The organism is Mesorhizobium sp. CA7, from assembly GCF_020165015.1.
Classification (GTDB): domain Bacteria; phylum Pseudomonadota; class Alphaproteobacteria; order Rhizobiales; family Rhizobiaceae; genus Mesorhizobium.
Window position 1 is genome coordinate 211,801 of the sequence record NZ_JAIUHH010000005.1, and the last position, 16,605, is coordinate 228,405.

The window sequence follows — 16,605 nt, forward strand, 5'->3', positions numbered from 1 at the left end:
GGGGAGGCTTTTTCGGAGCTTTGCTGATGACGCGGCCGCCGGACGGACCTTCCACGCTGCTTCTCGACATGCGCGACATCCAAAAGCGTTTCGCCGGCATACCGGCGCTGGCGGATGCGTCGCTTTCCGTGCGCTCAGGCGAGGTCCATGCCCTGATAGGCCAGAACGGCGCGGGCAAATCAACGCTGATCAAGGTCTTGACCGGATACTACCGCAAGGATGCCGGGCAAGTGCTGTTCGAAGGCGAGCCCTTTGAGGTCCACTCGCCCCACCAGGCACAAGTCAACGGCATCAGCACGATCTATCAGGAGATCAATTTGGTCCCGCTACGGTCAGTGACGGAGAACATTTGCCTGGGTCGGGAACAGCGCCGTTACGGCCTGCTCGACTGGAATGCCATGCACGCGGAAGCCGAGCGCCTGCTGAGCCGCTTCGCAATTGGCATCGATGTTCGCCGTCCGCTTGGCGAGTTCAACACTGCAACACAGCAGATGGTCGCGATCGCGCGGGCTATAGGGTTCTCCGCTCGCCTTGTCATTATGGACGAACCGACCTCGTCGCTCGACGAACGCGAAGTGGGAGTGCTGTTCAGCGTCATTCATCAGTTGAAGGCTGAAGGGGTGTCCGTCATTTTTGTAAGCCACAGGCTCGACGAGTTGTATGAGGTCTGCGACCAAGTCACGATCATGCGCGACGGCCGCACCGTGCGCAGCGCCGCAATGGAAGAAATCGGCAAACTGGAACTTGTCGCAGCTATGCTTGGCCGCGATGTCGCGGCTGTCGAGGGTCACGCCACAGCCTTCGGCGAGCGCGACCGCTCTAGAATCGGGGATGTAATGTTTTCGGCCCGAGGGCTTGGGGCCGGGCAGGCTGTGCGCAATGTGAGCTTCGATCTCCGGCGCGGCGAGATCGCGGGCTTTGCGGGCCTCCTCGGCGCAGGTCGCACCGAAACCGCACGGCTCGTGTTCGGTGCCGATCGCTCAAGCGCCGGCCAGATGACGATGGAGGGTGCCGCGTACCACCCCGACCGTCCCGCCGACGCGATCGCCGCCGGGATGGGCTTCTGCACCGAGGACCGCAAGGGCGAAGGTATCGTGCCGGAGATGACGGTGGCAGAAAACCTCACCCTTGCCTTGCTTCCGAAAATCAGCCGCAACGGCGTGCTGGACGACTCGCGTCAGCGCGAAATCGTCGAGCGGTTCATCCGCGAGCTCGGCATTAAATGCTCCGGACCCAATCAGAAGGTGCGGGAGCTTTCGGGTGGGAACCAGCAGAAAGTGCTGCTTGCCCGCTGGCTGGCGATGAATCCGAAGCTACTCATACTCGACGAGCCGACAAGGGGAATCGATGTGGGTGCCAAGGGCGAGATCCAGCGTCTGATCCGGAGACTTGCAGATCAGGGCCTCGGTGTGCTCATGATCTCGTCAGAGCTGGAGGAAGTGATCGAAGGTGCGGATCGCATATTCGTTCTGCGCGATGGCGTCAGCGTGACCGAGTTGGAAGCTGAAGCCGCTAACGAAGAAAAAGTGCTGACCGCGATGGCGCACGGGACAAGCGCTTCCTCGGGGGCCACGACATGACCGAGCTGCCGAGGTCATATGCGGAGCGGGATGCCGTCGCGCGGAGCTTCGACCTCTTCGGCTTTCTGTCACGCTACGGTACCTTGATCGCACTTGTCTTGCTGGTTGCGTTCAACCTCGCCTTCACACGCAATTTCGCGACAATGCAGACGCTGAACGTCAACCTCACCCAGGTCTGCACGATCGTCATCGTAGCCGTCGGGATGACGCTGGTCATAGCCACGGGCGGCATCGATCTCTCCGTCGGATCGCTGATGGCGATTTCGGGTGCGCTGGCACCGATGATCTTCATGGGCAAGATCCTTCCGATCGGCAGCATCCACCTGGCCGTAGCTGCCGCGATGATCGTCTCGGTATTGGTGGCCGGGCTGTTGGGGCTCTTCAATGGCTGGTTGGTCGCACGCTTCCGCATCCAGCCGATTGTCGCGACACTGGTCCTGTTCATCGCCGGCCGCGGCATCGCTCAGGTGATGACCAACGGGAACCTGCAAACCTTCCGCGTACCTGAATTTCAATGGATCGGCCTTGCTCGACCATTGGACATCCCGGCGCAAGTCATCATCATGGCTGTCATTGTCGCGGCAGCTGCATGGGTGTTGAAAAAAACGCTGTTCGGGCGATGCATATTGGCGGTCGGCGGCAATGAAAAGGCTTCCGAACTCGCTGGTATTGCAGTCTCCAAGATCAAGCTTGCTGTCTATGGCATAAGCGGCCTTTGCGCCGGGCTGGCCGGGCTAATCGTGATTGCAATCAACTCCTCCAGCGACGCCAACCTGGTTGGCCTTGGTATGGAGCTCGATGCCATCGCGGCGGTTGCCGTGGGCGGCACTCTGCTCAGCGGCGGCAAGGCCACCATCATCGGTAGCCTGCTGGGCGCGCTTACCATTCAACTGGTGCGCTACACCCTTCTGGCGAACGGGGTGCCTGACGCCGCTGCCCTGGTGGTCAAGGCAGGAATCATCGCACTCGCCGTGTGGCTGCAGCAGCAGCATCGCGGGTAGTCTTATGAATCGTGCCCGCCTCGTCCGCATTATTGGCACCTACGGCGTATTGATCGCCCTGGCTGCGCTCATTCTATTCGGTTTCCTGCGCTATGATCGGTTCCTCAGCTTCTACAACGTCATGACTCTCCTGCGTTACAATTCCATGTTCGCACTGGTGGCGCTTGGTATGTGCTTCGTCATCATGACAGGGGGAATCGATCTTTCCGTGGGCTCCGTCGCTGCCTTGGGTAGCGTGGCTTCGGCATTGGCAAGCCCTTATGGAATCGTTCCTGGTCTCGCGGCGGGTATAGGCGCTGGGCTGGCCGCCGGGCTCATCAATGCGACCCTTGTCACACGCGCCAATCTGATGCCGTTCATAGCCACTCTCGCCACGATGCAGGCCGCCAGTGGCTCGGCCCTCCTGCTTGCGGGCAACCAGACCGTTTCGGTCTCCTATGAATCGGGCTTCACTGCCATCGGCCAAGGCAATTTCTGGACGTTTCCGATCCCGGCGGCGATCGCCGTCGTGGCATATCTCATTGGTTCCCTTGTCTTGAATTACACCGGTACCGGACGGGCGGTGTTGGCAATCGGCGGCGGCGAGGATGCTTCGCGTCTCATGGGCCTGCGGACCGATCGTGTGAAGTTTTTGGTCTATGTCGCGAGCGGGGGACTCGCAGGGCTCGCCGGCGTTATCCTGGCATCGCAGTTTGGGGCGGGACAGCCCATTGAAGGAGTGGGTTGGGAATTGTTCGCCATCGCAGCCGTTGTGGTCGGCGGGACGTTGCTCACCGGCGGCTCGGGTTCGGTTGTGACCACGCTCGCCGGCGTGCTCCTGCTCGGCATCCTTTTCAATGTTCTGAATTTCGAGAACGGCATGGGATGGATCTCGCTTTCAGCCTACTGGCAATCAGTGATCCGAGGACTGTTCCTCCTGGTCGTAGTGCTCCTTCAGGCCCGACTGACACGTCGGCGCCTCAACGCGCTCTGATCGTCTCGGTCCTCCCACTTAAGTATTGCATAAGGTTAGCTTGCAGGAATTCTCGTGCAAAGTCGGATCCGGGTGAGCACGCGACGTCAACGCGGCTCCGCGGATTCAGAAGACGCACGATTTAAGTCATTCTGTCTATACGCAGGAACATTCCAGGTGTCGGGAGGTTAGGAAGCCCCAACCCTTGGAGGAAGCCTCATGTTCATGCACAATAAACGACTGCAATACACCGTTCGCGTTTCCGAGCCGAATCCGAGGCTGGCGTGCATGATCATGGAGCAGTTCGGCGGCGCCGATGGCGAGCTTGCCGCCGCAATGCGCTATTTCACCCAAGGGCTGGGCGAAGACGATGTCGGCCGAAAGGACATGTTGCTCGACATAGCGACCGAGGAGCTCAGTCATCTCGAGGTCGTCGGCTCGATCGTCACCATGCTCAACAAAGGCCTGAAGGCGCAGCTGGCCGAAGGGCAGATGAAAGAAGCCGAACTGTACTTGATGGTCGGCGCAAGCGGCACGACGGCCAAAGAGTCCATCTTGTTTGGCGGCGCACCTGCGTTGTGCGACTCGGCCGGAGTCCCGTGGACTGCCGCCTATATCGATTCCCGCGGCGAGCCTACCGTCGATCTGCGGTCTAACATTGCCGCCGAGGCGCGTGCCAAGATCTATGAGCGACTGATCAACATCACCGAAGATCCCGGCGTTAAAGACGCCCTCGGATTCCTCATGACGCGCGAAATCGCGCATCAAAAATCTTTCGAGAAAGCGCTCTACGCGATCGAGAACAACTTTCCGACGGGCAAGCTCCCCGGCATTGAGAAATATGCGAGCATGTACGTCAACACGTCGCAGGGTGAAGGGGACACGAATGGGCCCTGGAATTCGGGAGACGAATGGGACCGCGTGGACGATCTTGAGGAAGTCATGCCGGCGGACGATGGCGATGGGACAGCAACAGTCAAGCTGGCGGCCAAAGACATGAAAGTGGTTACAAAAATGGGAGAGCGGACGCTTTCGGATCCCTCCTCTGATCCGACCACAGGCGCGGATATAGGCGCCGGGCCGGGGGCCGGGCGAACCAAGAATGGCGACATGGGCGGCGCCGCCAATATCAACGAGGCGCCTGTGCGCGCCGAAGCCGCTGCTCGCAAGAAAAAATAAGATTCGGGCTGATTGAACCTGCCGACCTGACGAGGCTCGGTTTCGTCTACCCGTCACCGTCCTGACGGGTAGACGAGCCCGCAAGAGCGGAGAGGCGGAATCGTCTCCCGCACCTGTCTGCACTTTTCGCTTGATGCTTCGAGCACCTTGGGTGCGAGACGTTAGTCAGCGTTGGTCGCCAGACGTTGTCGTTGCGTTTCGGTTGCGCAGGGTTCGCGAACTCTTCAGAACCGCTCGATTGCGGACCGTGTGATCATCAGCCAACAGATTGCGGCCACGCATCCAAAGCCCCAATCATGCGCCCGGCGAATTCGCCGCGCGATGGCTCGATCTCCTCAGCAGCGGCTCGTACATCAACCTGTTGTTGGCGTCCAGAATCATCCGGAGCGGAAGCAATCCCGCAGCGTTCGCCGGCCCTTCCATATCCTGCGCCCATCAGATCGAGCGCGTGAGCGCTGTCACGCATGTCGAGGAGGCAGGGTCACGACAGATCCGGACGGCCTTGCAAATCACAATCTTCTTCCGAGGATGGGGCGCGACAGCCCTAAACATAAAAAGCCGTGATCATGTACGAGCACGGCTGCCGCGATCGAGACGAACCTGCCGCAAGGCTAAGAGAACAGAGCACCTTGGCACCCAAATCAAGCACTGATGTGGCGCGCTCGGCGATCCAACCGCTTAAATGGCCCTCCCCACGCGTTCAGCTCTCGTTCTCGAGCTTCTGAAAGGCATCTCGAATGGCTGCGACGAGCGTCGCTATAGAATAGGGTTTCTGCACCCAGCCCAGCGGTCTGGCCGCCTCGGCTCGAAGCCTCAAGTCGCGATCACCGTGCGCCGTCGTAAAGATACATCGTATGCCAAGCTCGCGGTACAATTCCACGGCCGCGTCGATGCCGTCCCGCTTGCCAAGCAAGCGGATATCCATCAGGGCAAGCACCGGCTTGGTCGAGAGCGCCATACTTATCGCCTCATCGGCGCTGGTCGCGACGCCCGCTAGCGAGAAGCCTTCCGCCAGCAGTCCGGCCTCTATATCCAGCGCGATCAGGTAGTCGTCTTCGACGACCAAGATCGACTGGTTCAGAGTGGTTTCAGCGTGTCCTCCGCTCACATCATCTCGGGAGAAGACGATCTGCGGCCCGAACGATCGATTAATATCCCGCGCACGGCTCAACTCAGGTATCGCTGCTTTCGGTCGCAAGGCCAATCTCCTGGGGCATCAGACAAAAGGTCACGGTGCATCTGGACGGGTGCCGGCTAACTTCAAAAGTCCCGCCGATCTGTCGCACTAGCCCTTCTACAAGTCGCAGGCCTGACGACGACGAGCGCACCGAACTCAGTTCGAAGCCCGGGCCCTCATCCTCGACCACAAGGCTAATGGCTCGGCCGTTCTGTCTGATGGAAACACGGATGGTTCCAGGCCCATTTCCGGGCAAGCCGTACTTCACGGCATTGATCAAAAGCTCGTTGATAGTGAGCGCCAGCGGCATCGCAACGTCGTTTGGCAGTTGGATCGGATCTGCCTCGCAGAACAACTGAACAGCCGGGGGGAACATCTGTCTTGCGGTCTCGCAAACAGCTCCCAAGAAAGGTCCGGCACCGAAGTTGATGGCGTCGGGCGTGTCATAGAGGACTCGCTGAGCGGCAGCCATGGCGGCCACCCGCTTGCTGGCCTCATCCAGAACGGTGCGGGCCTCTGAACTCTTGCTGGTCCTCGCCGCAACCGAAAGCAGGGACTTCAGCATCATCATGTTGTTCTTCACGCGATGATTGAGCTCGTCGAGCAAGATCCGTTGCTGGGTTTCGGCCTGCTTACGCTCGCTCACATCGACCAGCATATTTATGGCGCCGGTGATGTTTCCAGCGGCATCGCGTATCGGGGTCGGATAGGGAATGAATGGAACCCGGGTTCCATCCGGCCGCTCGGCCACCGCTTCATATCCTCGGACGGGCCGCCCTTCGCGCAGCGAGATGGCCATGGGACATTGATCGTGGGGAAGCGGCGTTCCGTCCGGCCAGTAGAGCTTCCATGTCACGCACCATTCGTCGGTGCCAATCACGGGCGTTCGGCCGGCGAGTTGCATCGCCGCTTCATTGAAATAGGTGATCTTGCCGTCGCGATCGGTGGTGTAGATCGCGGCAGGAATGGCAGCGAGCAGGTCTTTAAGCTGGCGCTCGCTGTCTTGTATCTTCGCTTCCGCTATCCTTTTGTCAGTTATGTCTCGGGCGATTTTGGAAGCTCCGACGATACGGCCTGAGGCATCCCGCACCGGCGATATTGTGAGAGAGATATCTATCAGCGTTCCGTCTTTGCGGCGGCGAACCGTTTCGAAATGATCCACGAGTTCGCCGTTGCGGATGCGGCCTAATATCAGCGGCTCCTCGTGCTGCCGATCCTCAGGAATGATGGTGGTGATGGGCTTGCCTACCATCTCCGCGGCCGTATAGCCGAAGAGGCGCTCGGCGCCGCGGTTCCAAGTCGAGACGATGCCGTTGAGATCCTTGCTTACGATGGCGTCGTGGGACGATTCCACGATTGCCGCCAGTCGCTGGGTCGCATTCTGTGCTCTGACACGTTCAATGCCGAACCCGAGCTGGCGCGCGATTGTCCGGGCGACTTCAATCTCTTCTGCCGAGCATTCGTGCAGCTCGTCGAAATAGGCCATGAACTTGCCCAGCAGACGCCCGCCTTCGATTATCGGAATGAAACAGACCGCGCCGATGCCTTCTGTTCGGATTGCGTCTCTTAAGTTGCTCGGGAGCTCGGCGTGTTCCACATCGCGCATGCAAATTGGCTGCGGATCGTGGTCTGCTGCGGACCAGGGCGAATGGCCCTCCACGGCGCTTCGATACGCGTCCGACAAGCCCCGCCAGGCGGCAAACTTCATCACTCCGCCTTCCAAAAGCAGAATAGAAGCGCGCTGACATCTTAGCCCGCGCTGGATCGCATCGAGCGCAGCCTCGTAGACGTCTTCGCGGGTATGGGCGTGCTGCAGCATTTCGGTCAATTGATGCAGCGCAGCCTGCTCCTCGGCCCTTTGCGCGAGTGTCGCCTCGATCTCTTTGCGCTCGGTGATATCGTGCTGCACCCGTACTGCGTAGTGAAACCGCCCGATGCCGTCGTAAACGCTGGAAGAGGTTACGACAGCCCAGAAAAGCGACCCGTCCTTGCGGACGAACCGCTTCTCGATCGTGTAGCTTTTGATCTCGCCGGCGACCTGTTGGCGATATTTCGTGCGATCCGCCTCGACGTCGGAAGGAAAGGTCCGATCGAAAATAGATCGGCCAACAAGGTCCTCCTGCGTACAGCCCAAAAGACGGCACAAATGTCCGTTCACCCGCAGCAGCCGGCCTTCGGCGTCAGCTTCCACGATTCCCACACCAGCGCTGTGATAGGTCAGGGCAAGTCTCTGCTCCTGTTCGCGCAACAACTCTTCCGCTTCGACCTTGTTAGTTACGTCGAGGGTGACGCAGCGCGTGTTGAGGAACCGACCACCAGCCGAACGAACATTTGATGTTATCTCCACCCAACGGATGGAGCCGTCTTTGGCGCGCAACCTCGCGCGATAGTGTTGAAGCTGCTCATGCCGAGAAAGGCGGTTCAAAATGTCGTCGATTGCGGCGGCATCGGCGTGAAATTCCCGGATATTGCGGCCGACGTATTCCTCCGCGGAATAGCCGAGCAAGTCCAGTTCGGCTCGATTGGCGCCCAAAATGGTGCCGTCATTGGCCACTAGGTGGAGCCACGGCTGCATTCTCGAAGAAATCTTCCATCTCGTTGCCGAGGAGCAGGACCGCACGGGGCCCTTCGACCTGCTCGCCATGGGCCAGGGATTTCGCGCCAGAAATGCTGGAGGGCAAGACTCGTCGTTCCATGAAAGGTTGAATTCCCCTGAACGCAGCTTAACACCCGGTTTCGCAAGAGGTTCCAACGCGCTGGGCAATTCACCTGGCAGTAGCCGCAAGGGTTGATGCTGGAAGGCGTTCGCCGGTGCTGGGCCCACAAATCCGGCAACTCGATGACGCCGCTATTTTCTAGTCGTTTGCCGCTCGCTTGCACGACACCGCGACCTGACCAGACCCCATTTGGAAAGCAGCCAGTCAAAGATCCGGTTCCCGGCCTGGCTTCTGCCGAGAGGCTGCCCGCTCCAAGGACGCAACCGATGCTGCGGAGCGTTAATAATTCTGGACGCTAATACAAGTCGCTACATATTTAACGGTCGTGCAGTTGTCGGAGACTTAATAGGCACACGACTGCTGCCAAGGGATGACGCGCTGATTTCGGGATGGAGGGAAGATCACGCCGGCTCGGCGCCCAATGTAGCTGATTTCGTCATTCACAAGATTCTGGACACGTTCGAATACTCCGAGCGCGGCGCGGTGATCACGATGGTCGATCCAGGGCTGAACTACAGTCGCGCGAATTCATCATTAATTCATAATATCAGAAGATTCTCACGAGCTTGCATGCTGATGCTCCTCACTGTGGGCAGGCTGCGAATTCGGGCGGCGGCGAAACAGACACGAGCGGGGGGAGGAGGACTGACCAATGTCGAATAGAGAAATCGGAACATCCCGGTCGCTCGGGATGCGTGTCGCCGATCTGAGAACCAGGATGCGGGACGCCAGGATCACCGAGCATGAGATCAAGACCTTCCAGAAGGTCGCGGCCATCATGGGGCGCGGCGAAGGCTCCTTACGCATCGACGCGGACGATTTGATCGCCGCGTCCTTTCTTGCCGAGACGATGGGCGAACCGACGCTGAACTGACAGTTTCAGGTATCCCGGGTTCAGAAGCGGAGAGCCCGCGCCATGGTAAGCCTCCATTACGGGGTTGCTGTCGGCGCGGGCTTCGCCATCGTCCACGCCTTTGCCAGATTGATCAGAACGGGCGCATGCCGCGGATTTTCGATAAGCCGCGACTTGTCCGCAAGGCTCACGGTCATGGCTCTCGGCCCTTTTGCCGAACCGACCGTCAGCGCGCTGGAACATGTGCAGGGCCCGCAAGCGGCCGAAGCGAACATCCACGTCATGAGCAAGCCGCGGCTGGACGCTGGTGGCCGCACCCTTCCCGTTCTACGTGCATGCGCGCCAGCATGACTACTACCGCTGGACGCCAGCTGGGCTCAAGCAGCTAATGGTCGACGGCGGCGTCGCCGAGGAGGATGCGCAGGCGTTCGGCTGGGGTAGCAAGGCGTGCGCCAAGGCTATGTCGGTGGGCCGGTGCGGGCTCACGCCCTATGGCGAGATCTCAGCAACGATGCGGAATACTCGCTGACGGTGTAAAGCCTGGTCGAGGGGCAAATATCAGCATAATTTTTAGAGTAGCCGAGTTGGGCCGCGAACCAGCTCCAACGATTGCGCTAACTCTATGTTGCCTTCACGATCCTTGGCTTGGTCGGGCGGCGGGATTGAGTTCGTCCTTCGAGAGCCAAGGCCAGCCGCTTCTCGTCTTCGATGGCGCGATCAACTGCCTCAATTTCTTCTTGGAGCGCTTTCAGCTGAGCACCATAGCTGGAGCCTTCGCTATCCCCGATCTGAAAGCCACTTGCCCGCATTGCGTCGCGCGTATGGTGCACATTACGGACGCCTTCGCGTCGAGTCGCGACCAGGATTTCCCTGAACTCTCCAAGACGTTCAACGTGAGTGCGGGTCATTGCGTTCTCCTATCGTCGGCATAGTAAGCCGGCGGCGATTCACAACTGCCGAAACTCATAGCGCAGACGCTATAAAATCTATGGGAAAGACTCTAGACAAATCATGATCATGAAAGGTCAAATTTGAACTTCTAGCAACAGTGCACAGGCGCGGCTGGTGAAAGTTAGCTTGTCGTCTATCTACGGCGTGCTGGTCTTTTTCATAGACCGCTTGTGCTGGCCCATCCAGCTGCCGATTCTACGCTTTGATTGTCCGCTTCTAGCGAAAGCGACGCGGTCAAGAAGTTCGATATGAGGCGCTTACCACTCGGAAAAATGGAGCCCCGTTTGGACTTCCGTTGGGCCGTCTGACCCGGGGGCCTCACGAACCGGCGAACCCGCCTGCCTGAACCAAGCCGGGGCTAGCCTGCCTTTTCAAGTTCGTCCGAAGCAGGTCGAGGTCAACAGACGCTGTTGGAAAAGGTAGAGGATTTTTCGCACCCTGTTCCCCGATCGTCCGTCCAGACGATTTGGTGCTTCGCGCAGGGGTCACCGCACCGAAGAGGTATTTATTCCTGCTCTAGCCTGCCTTCAAGCTCCTTCAGAAAATGCGCTTCGTTAAGGAGCGGGTCCCAGTCCGTGCCGATGCGCTTAAGCAGTTCGCCAGCTTGGTCATCTGAGATGCCGGCCTCCCTGGCCAGCCGTGCCGCTAACTGATCCAACACGGCTTTCTCAGCCTCGGGCAAGCTGCCTTCCCGATGATGCATCGCCTCGAAGATCACCCCGAACACACTATCAACTTCCTCGTGGATTTCGCTGGCCGGAATGCCTTCTCGCTCTGCCGCTTTCATCATCTCATCGGCGAGATCACTGACGGCCATGGGATCATCTGTCATGGCGTTCGGCAGGTGCTCTGCCATCCATTTATCGAGGAAGTTGATGCCTCTGGTGCTCATTCCGGCATAAGCGGCAGGCGAACATTAGGTTCCGCTTGTGAAGGTGCGCTGAGCCCGCCACCCGCGAGGGGCGTCTGGAACGCGGTTGACATGAAGGCCTATCCGAGAAAGACCGGACGAAAGCGCAAGCACCTTGTCTTTTGAGCGGTCAAGCAAACTGTCTTAACCGAGGTCGATCCAGGCGGGTGCGTGATCGCTGGGCTTTTCCCATCCACGGGTCTCGACGTCGACACCTGCGGCCAGAATGCTCTCCGCAAGGGACGGGCTTACAAGCAGATGATCCATTCGCAGGCCGGAGCTTCGATCGTAGCCGCCGCGATACGAAAAATTCCAATAGGTGTAGATGCCCTTGCCCGGGTGGATCCGACGCATCGCATCCACCCAACCCAGGCCCAGCATGCGGGCATAGGCTTTCCTGCTTTCCGGGAAGAAGACGGCGTCACCCAACCAGCGGCGAGGTACTACGGCATCGATCTCAGTCGGGACGACGTTGAAGTCACCACAAAGCACCGTGCGCTCGCCCAAGAGCGATTTGCTGTAGTCGACAAGACGCTCGAACCAGCGCAGCTTATAATCGAATTTCGGGCCCGGCGCCGGATTGCCGTTCGGGAGGTAGATGCAACCGACGACCAGGCCGTCGATTTCAGCCTCTAGATATCGGCTGTGCGTGTCGTCGGGATCGCCAGGCAAGCCCCGGCGACGTTCGACCGGATCCCTCCCTCGCGCCAGCACCGCCACTCCGTTGTAGGATTTCTGGCCGTGCCAGATCGCGCCGAAACCGGCGTCCCGAATTGCTTCGATGGGAAATTTCTCGTCGGACGTTTTCAGTTCCTGAAGACAGACCACGTCACAGTCAGTCTCGGCCAGCCACTTCAGGAGCACCGGCAGCCGGCCGTTGACCCCGTTGACGTTGAAGGTCGCGATCCGCGTCACAATGTTTTCCTTACCTGGAGTGCGCTGCTTCAGACATCTGCGGCGAAGGCTACGGCTTCGACATTGTGGCCGTCCGGGTCGAGCACAAAAGCTGCATAATAATCCGGTGCGTATTGGGCGCGAATGCCAGGCCCGCCATTGTCGCGACCTCCGGCGGCGAGGCCTGCCTTGTAAAACGAGTGCACCATAGCGCGGGAGCCGGCTCGGAACGCTATGTGGATAGGTGCAGGAGGAGGTCCGAATGCCCCTATCCAGAGACGACCGGCATGGCCACCCAACATTGCCCAGCCCTCTCCGGATTCGAGCACGCCAAGATCGAGAGGAGCGAGCACTGCTTTGTAAAAGGCGAGCGATTTTTCTAAATTCCCGACGTTGAAGCCGATGTGGTCGAACATGCTCCTATCCTCTGATTGACCCAACCTGGTAGCGCCTCAGTTTCAAATTGCCGCTTCTATTGGCGAGCTGTCACTTGGGCGTCTGACGGTCATCCACCTCTTCAATCTTGTCCAGAACCGCCTCCGGCGCCACATCGCGCTTGAGTTCCTTGAGTTCGTGATCCGCATCGGTATCTATGTTCAGACGCTTGGCAATCTCCTCCACCAGCTTGATAAGCTTGGTGGTTTCGTGCTCGTTAAGCAGACTGACCTGCAGATCGAGGTCTGCCCTGGAATTGTCCTCCGCAGTCATTCGGTTCTGATTGATCAGCACGAAGGTCGAGAGAAAGATGGCCTCGACCGAGGCGAACATAGCCAAGATGACCAGTGATGGGTCCCAGGGTCTGACAAAGCTCAGGATGCCGAGATTGAGGGCGATCCAGATCCCGAAAAAGATAATGTGCAAGTAGACGAAGACCATGCTTCCGGCGAAGCCGCTTATCGCTGCGGCCGCGCGCTCCTCCAGCGATGCGGCCGTGGCTTCTCGTTTCCGCCTCTCGATCAGCGCCTCAATGTTTCGCGCCAGAGCAGGGGCAAGGCCTTCCGGCGCCGGCTTGGTTGGCGTGAAGTGACCGTTGCTTTTCGATGCTGCCATCCGTCCAATCCAGTCTCTTCCGTCTAGCCAGCCTAACTCGCCGATCGACAATTCGCTCCGTTGAGGGGTTCTCAGATGGCGGATATTGGAAGAATCCTCTGTCTAAGGTCGGTGGCGCCGCGTCACACCGGGTTGCCTCTTGCACCGGCGTTGTGCTTGGCCCAGCCCGGCCTATTTATGGGATATGCCCGGGCGCCGAAAAACCGAACCGACCGCCAAATTAATGGCTGAATGGCCGCTTTCACCGGCGGCGACTCTGGGATCGTCCATGCGGGCCAGGGGCATTTTCCTCAAGATACGCGCGCGCCTTCCTGCGCAGTTGAGAAAGCTGCTTCACATCGAATCCCGCGTGCTCACCTTGCGCCTTCCTGAGGACTCGGATGCCGATGTTGAAGCGGCGACTGCGATCGTGTCCAAAGCCATGCGCGACATCGAGGACCTGCCGGTCATCCCCCGCGAAGTCGAGGACATCCTGACGATCTCGTCCGGCGAGCGGCACCGCTGGCTGAAGGATGGTCGGTTGCAGAGCGCGGGGACCAGAACAGTCAAGCTTCGCGGCCGCGCCAGGAAGATCACCTTTCACGTGTTCGACCCGCGCCATATCGAGGATGTGCTCGACCGCGATCTGGTCACCGTCTGGCGCGAGGAAGACGCGGCTACCGCCGCTGAGAACCGCCGGCGCGCCGCCGCAAGAGCGGCAGTCAAGCGCGCACAAAAGAAGGGCCGCGAGGCTGCCCATTCAGCCAGGAATGGCCGAGACGAAAACTCGGAGGCCAAACTGCGCGGATGGGAAGATTTTGAGAGCGATGGGCTGCTGCGCTGACAAGCGGCTCGGGCATCAGACCGAGAATCTTTCACTATCGATCGTGATCTCAAGGACAATTCCGGCGGGGTCCCAATCTCGCACGACTCCGCCAAGCTCATTCGCGGCGGCGCGGATCAGGCGGCTCCCGAAGCCTTCGTCTTCGGTTGCGACCGGAGGTGGTCCTCCTACCTCTCTCCACTGGACACTCACCTTACCGTCTCTATTGGAGCAAGCGATCTCGATCGAGCCGTCGGGCGCCGAGAGGCTCCCATGTTTGGCAGCGTTTGTGGCGAATTCGTGTAGCAGGAGAGAAAGCGGCGTGATCATCGCTGGAGGCACCGGGAGATCGGTGCCACTGATCGCGAAGCGGGGCTGGTCGTCAGTTCCATGCCGGTATGGCGCGAGGATTGCGGCGATCAATGCATGTAGGCTCGTCGCGACCTGAACGGATGGGCCAGTCGAGGGGAGCATCGTCAGCGCATGCGCCCGCGCGAGGGCGCCGAGGCGGTCAGAAACGGTGGAGGCGAGCGCGGCCGGAGTTTCAGCAGCTGGCGCGCTCAAATTGACGATGGTCCTTGCGATGGCAAAGAGGTTCTTCACGCGGTGGTCCATCTCGCGAAGCAGCAACTCCCGCTGCTCCTGCGCCCGCAGCCGCTCGGAAATGTCACGGCCGATCTTGGAGACACCGACAATTGCGCCAGACGCGTCCGCGATGGGGGAAGCGGTCAAAGAGATGGGAATGCTGCTGCCATCCTTGCGCAGGCGAACGGTCTCGAAATGCTCGACATGCTCTCCATTGCGAATGCGCACCAGGATCTGCCGCTCCTCGATCTGCCGATCGGGCGGTATCAGCAACATGAGCGGACGTCCGACCATTTCCTTGCGGCCGTAGCCGTAGAGACGCTCAGCGCCGCTGTTCCAGTCCGTGACGATGCCATCCAAATCGGTCGCGATGATTGCATCATCCGAGGATTCGACGAGCGCGCTCAGTCGCGTCGCACTGGTTTTCGCCCGCTCCCGTTCGATCGCAAACCCGAGCTGACGGGCAATGGTCAACGCAAGTTCGCGTTCACGATCCCCGAAGCGATGGCGTGCCGGATAGTAGACCATGAACTTGCCGATGAGCTCGCGGGAGGTGGCAAGCGGGATGAAAGCCAGCGCTTCGATTCCCTCGCCAAGGACCGTGTCGATGATCTGCCGAGATTCACCGCTGAGACGAATATCCTCGACAAAGATAGGCTCGGCATCGTGCTCCCCGGGCGTCCACGGCGTGTGACCGTTAACTGCCTCGCGGTATTCATTAGAGAGTGAGCGCCAGGCGACGAAGCTCATGACGCCGTGGCTGTCAAATCTCAGGATCGAGGCGCGTGACGAACCGAGGGCGTCGCATATGGCATCCAGGGCCGCATCGTAGATCTCGCCAAGGCCGTTGGCACGGTAAAGTCGGTCGGTGAGACGAAAGAGGACGGCCTGCTCGCGGACAATATCGCCGTCGGCCGGCTCAAGCTGGCCTCGGCCCATGCCCGGATCACTCACGGCTCCGTGCTGCATGGCTCTGTCCCACGGATGGCTCTATTGAAAAGTTCGGCCATCCTCGACCAAATAGCACCGCGTCCAGGGTCCAGGTCCTTGGACTGCTCGATCAAGACCCCATGCCAAAGAATATGCGCCCTGCGCAGTTTCGCAATAGGGACTTGGGGCATGACGTTGATTAGGACCGTCAGTCGTTATCCGTGCGGCTTTACGCTGACTGCGACTCAGCCTGTCACGTCTTCGGCGGCCCGCAGCGTCCTTTCAGCACGGCGATCTCGGTCTCATGGTCGCCGCCGGACATTGATGAGACCGGCACACCGATGAGGAATACACCTAGCGCATCACCGGTCACCGCCTTGTTCTGCTGATTTGTCAGGACCGCCAAGCGCTCTTTGTCGGCTTGTGTGCAGGGGCCAGCATTGCTATTTTGTCCGGTGGTGTAGCGCAGCCTACAACGCAAACGATCGCAGCGACGGTTAAAGCAAACCGCTTCATAGTCCCCCCCAAAATCTCAAACCCGCTGCCAACGTTGCTTAGCTTGGCACGGATGGCAAGCGGTCAAACTCGGATTCGACAACAAAATGCAAATGGAGCATTATGCCAGCCGGTGTCGGGGGATGCCTCAATGGATTTGCGATCGTATTTTGCCGCGGCGAGCGTGACACTTTTGTCGGGTTGTGCTGCCGACTATTTCAACAATTACGACACGATGACGCTTGCGTCCGGCGACGCAAACAACACCAATTCGCCTTTGCAAACGGTCGATCCGTTTAATCCGCACAGCAACAACACGCATATCGAAGGCGACGGGCAACGCAGCGTGGCTGTTGTCCAACGCTATCGCGTGCCTACAGCTTCGCCGCGCATGTGTTTCATTCGCCCTATTAAACCCGGCCGAACCCATTGCGTGGCGGGCCGCTTCATGCCCTTCGGCATGGCATCGGCTGGCGCGAGCCGGTAGCGTCAGTAGTGCCGACATTTCAAGACCTGTCCGGCTTCGCCC

The 16,605-nt window shown here is 59.5% G+C and carries 17 protein-coding genes; 8 read left to right on the top strand and 9 right to left on the bottom strand.

The genetic code is table 11. The features are described from left to right. Positions 1-26: 26 nt before the first annotated feature. The 4 genes from LB552_RS13345 to LB552_RS13360 all read left to right on the top strand — a co-directional run bounded on the left by LB552_RS13345 (position 27) and on the right by LB552_RS13360 (position 4,712). Positions 27-1,580 carry a sugar ABC transporter ATP-binding protein gene (locus tag LB552_RS13345; protein ID WP_224606569.1) on the top strand — a complete coding sequence of 518 codons (1,554 nt, stop codon included), beginning with the start codon at positions 27-29 and terminating at the stop codon, positions 1,578-1,580. Beyond that, positions 1,577-2,581, top strand: coding sequence for an ABC transporter permease (locus LB552_RS13350; protein WP_224606572.1), 1,005 nt, complete (start codon positions 1,577-1,579; stop codon positions 2,579-2,581). The genes LB552_RS13345 and LB552_RS13350 overlap by 4 nt, the downstream gene beginning before the upstream one ends. Positions 2,582-2,585: 4 nt before the next feature. Next, positions 2,586-3,554: an ABC transporter permease gene (locus LB552_RS13355; protein ID WP_224510244.1), complete on the top strand. Its 969-nt coding sequence runs from the start codon at positions 2,586-2,588 to the stop codon at positions 3,552-3,554. A 198-nt stretch (positions 3,555-3,752) separates the two neighbouring features. Continuing rightward, entirely contained in the window at positions 3,753-4,712 is a 960-nt protein-coding gene (locus LB552_RS13360) for a manganese catalase family protein (protein ID WP_224606575.1), read from the top strand. A gap of 700 nt (positions 4,713-5,412) precedes the next feature. Here LB552_RS13360 and LB552_RS13365 read toward each other — a convergent pair. Both LB552_RS13365 and LB552_RS13370 read right to left on the bottom strand, forming a co-directional pair. After that, positions 5,413-5,910: a response regulator gene (locus LB552_RS13365; protein WP_224606578.1), complete on the bottom strand. Its 498-nt coding sequence runs from the start codon at positions 5,908-5,910 to the stop codon at positions 5,413-5,415. After that, positions 5,885-8,533, bottom strand: coding sequence for a PAS domain S-box protein (locus LB552_RS13370; RefSeq protein WP_411965980.1), 2,649 nt, complete (start codon positions 8,531-8,533; stop codon positions 5,885-5,887). Before LB552_RS13370 ends, LB552_RS13365 begins: the two co-directional genes overlap by 26 nt. A gap of 725 nt (positions 8,534-9,258) precedes the next feature. On the opposite strand from LB552_RS13370, the gene LB552_RS13375 reads away from it, so the two are divergent. Continuing rightward, positions 9,259-9,480: a hypothetical protein gene (locus LB552_RS13375; RefSeq protein ID WP_095768511.1), complete on the top strand. Its 222-nt coding sequence runs from the start codon at positions 9,259-9,261 to the stop codon at positions 9,478-9,480. A gap of 286 nt (positions 9,481-9,766) precedes the next feature. Further along, positions 9,767-9,988 carry a hypothetical protein gene (locus LB552_RS13380; protein WP_318012035.1) on the top strand — a complete coding sequence of 74 codons (222 nt, stop codon included), beginning with the start codon at positions 9,767-9,769 and terminating at the stop codon, positions 9,986-9,988. A gap of 91 nt (positions 9,989-10,079) precedes the next feature. On the opposite strand, the gene LB552_RS13385 is transcribed toward LB552_RS13380, so the two are convergent. The 5 genes from LB552_RS13385 to LB552_RS13405 form a co-directional block, all read right to left on the bottom strand. Continuing rightward, on the bottom strand, positions 10,080-10,367 hold the full coding sequence (locus LB552_RS13385; RefSeq protein WP_095768510.1) for a hypothetical protein: 288 nt from the start codon (positions 10,365-10,367) through the stop codon (positions 10,080-10,082). Between the two features lie 548 nt (positions 10,368-10,915). Next, positions 10,916-11,302 (bottom strand): hypothetical protein, encoded by a 387-nt coding sequence (locus LB552_RS13390; protein ID WP_224606584.1) that lies wholly within the window; start codon positions 11,300-11,302, stop codon positions 10,916-10,918. A gap of 162 nt (positions 11,303-11,464) precedes the next feature. Continuing rightward, a complete protein-coding gene (xth, locus tag LB552_RS13395; RefSeq protein ID WP_224606587.1) occupies positions 11,465-12,235 on the bottom strand; it encodes an exodeoxyribonuclease III in 771 nt (256 codons plus the stop codon). Between the two features lie 29 nt (positions 12,236-12,264). Beyond that, a complete protein-coding gene (locus LB552_RS13400) occupies positions 12,265-12,630 on the bottom strand; it encodes a VOC family protein (RefSeq protein WP_224606590.1) in 366 nt (121 codons plus the stop codon). A gap of 70 nt (positions 12,631-12,700) precedes the next feature. Then, positions 12,701-13,264 carry a DUF1003 domain-containing protein gene (locus tag LB552_RS13405; protein ID WP_224606593.1) on the bottom strand — a complete coding sequence of 188 codons (564 nt, stop codon included), beginning with the start codon at positions 13,262-13,264 and terminating at the stop codon, positions 12,701-12,703. A 184-nt stretch (positions 13,265-13,448) separates the two neighbouring features. On the opposite strand from LB552_RS13405, the gene LB552_RS13410 reads away from it, so the two are divergent. Continuing rightward, the gene (locus tag LB552_RS13410; protein ID WP_224606596.1) at positions 13,449-14,087 is read left to right on the top strand and encodes a hypothetical protein; all 639 of its coding nucleotides are present in this window, start codon (positions 13,449-13,451) and stop codon (positions 14,085-14,087) included. 15 nt (positions 14,088-14,102) lie between these two features. On the opposite strand, the gene LB552_RS13415 is transcribed toward LB552_RS13410, so the two are convergent. Together LB552_RS13415 and LB552_RS13420 are read right to left on the bottom strand one after the other, a co-directional pair. After that, a complete protein-coding gene (locus tag LB552_RS13415) occupies positions 14,103-15,620 on the bottom strand; it encodes a PAS domain S-box protein (RefSeq protein WP_224606599.1) in 1,518 nt (505 codons plus the stop codon). 214 nt (positions 15,621-15,834) lie between these two features. Then, a complete protein-coding gene (locus LB552_RS13420; RefSeq protein ID WP_224606616.1) occupies positions 15,835-15,987 on the bottom strand; it encodes a hypothetical protein in 153 nt (50 codons plus the stop codon). Positions 15,988-16,227: 240 nt separating this feature from the next. Between LB552_RS13420 and LB552_RS13425 the strand changes: the two genes are divergently transcribed. Continuing rightward, on the top strand, positions 16,228-16,563 hold the full coding sequence (locus LB552_RS13425; protein WP_224606619.1) for a hypothetical protein: 336 nt from the start codon (positions 16,228-16,230) through the stop codon (positions 16,561-16,563). Positions 16,564-16,605: the final 42 nt, after the last annotated feature.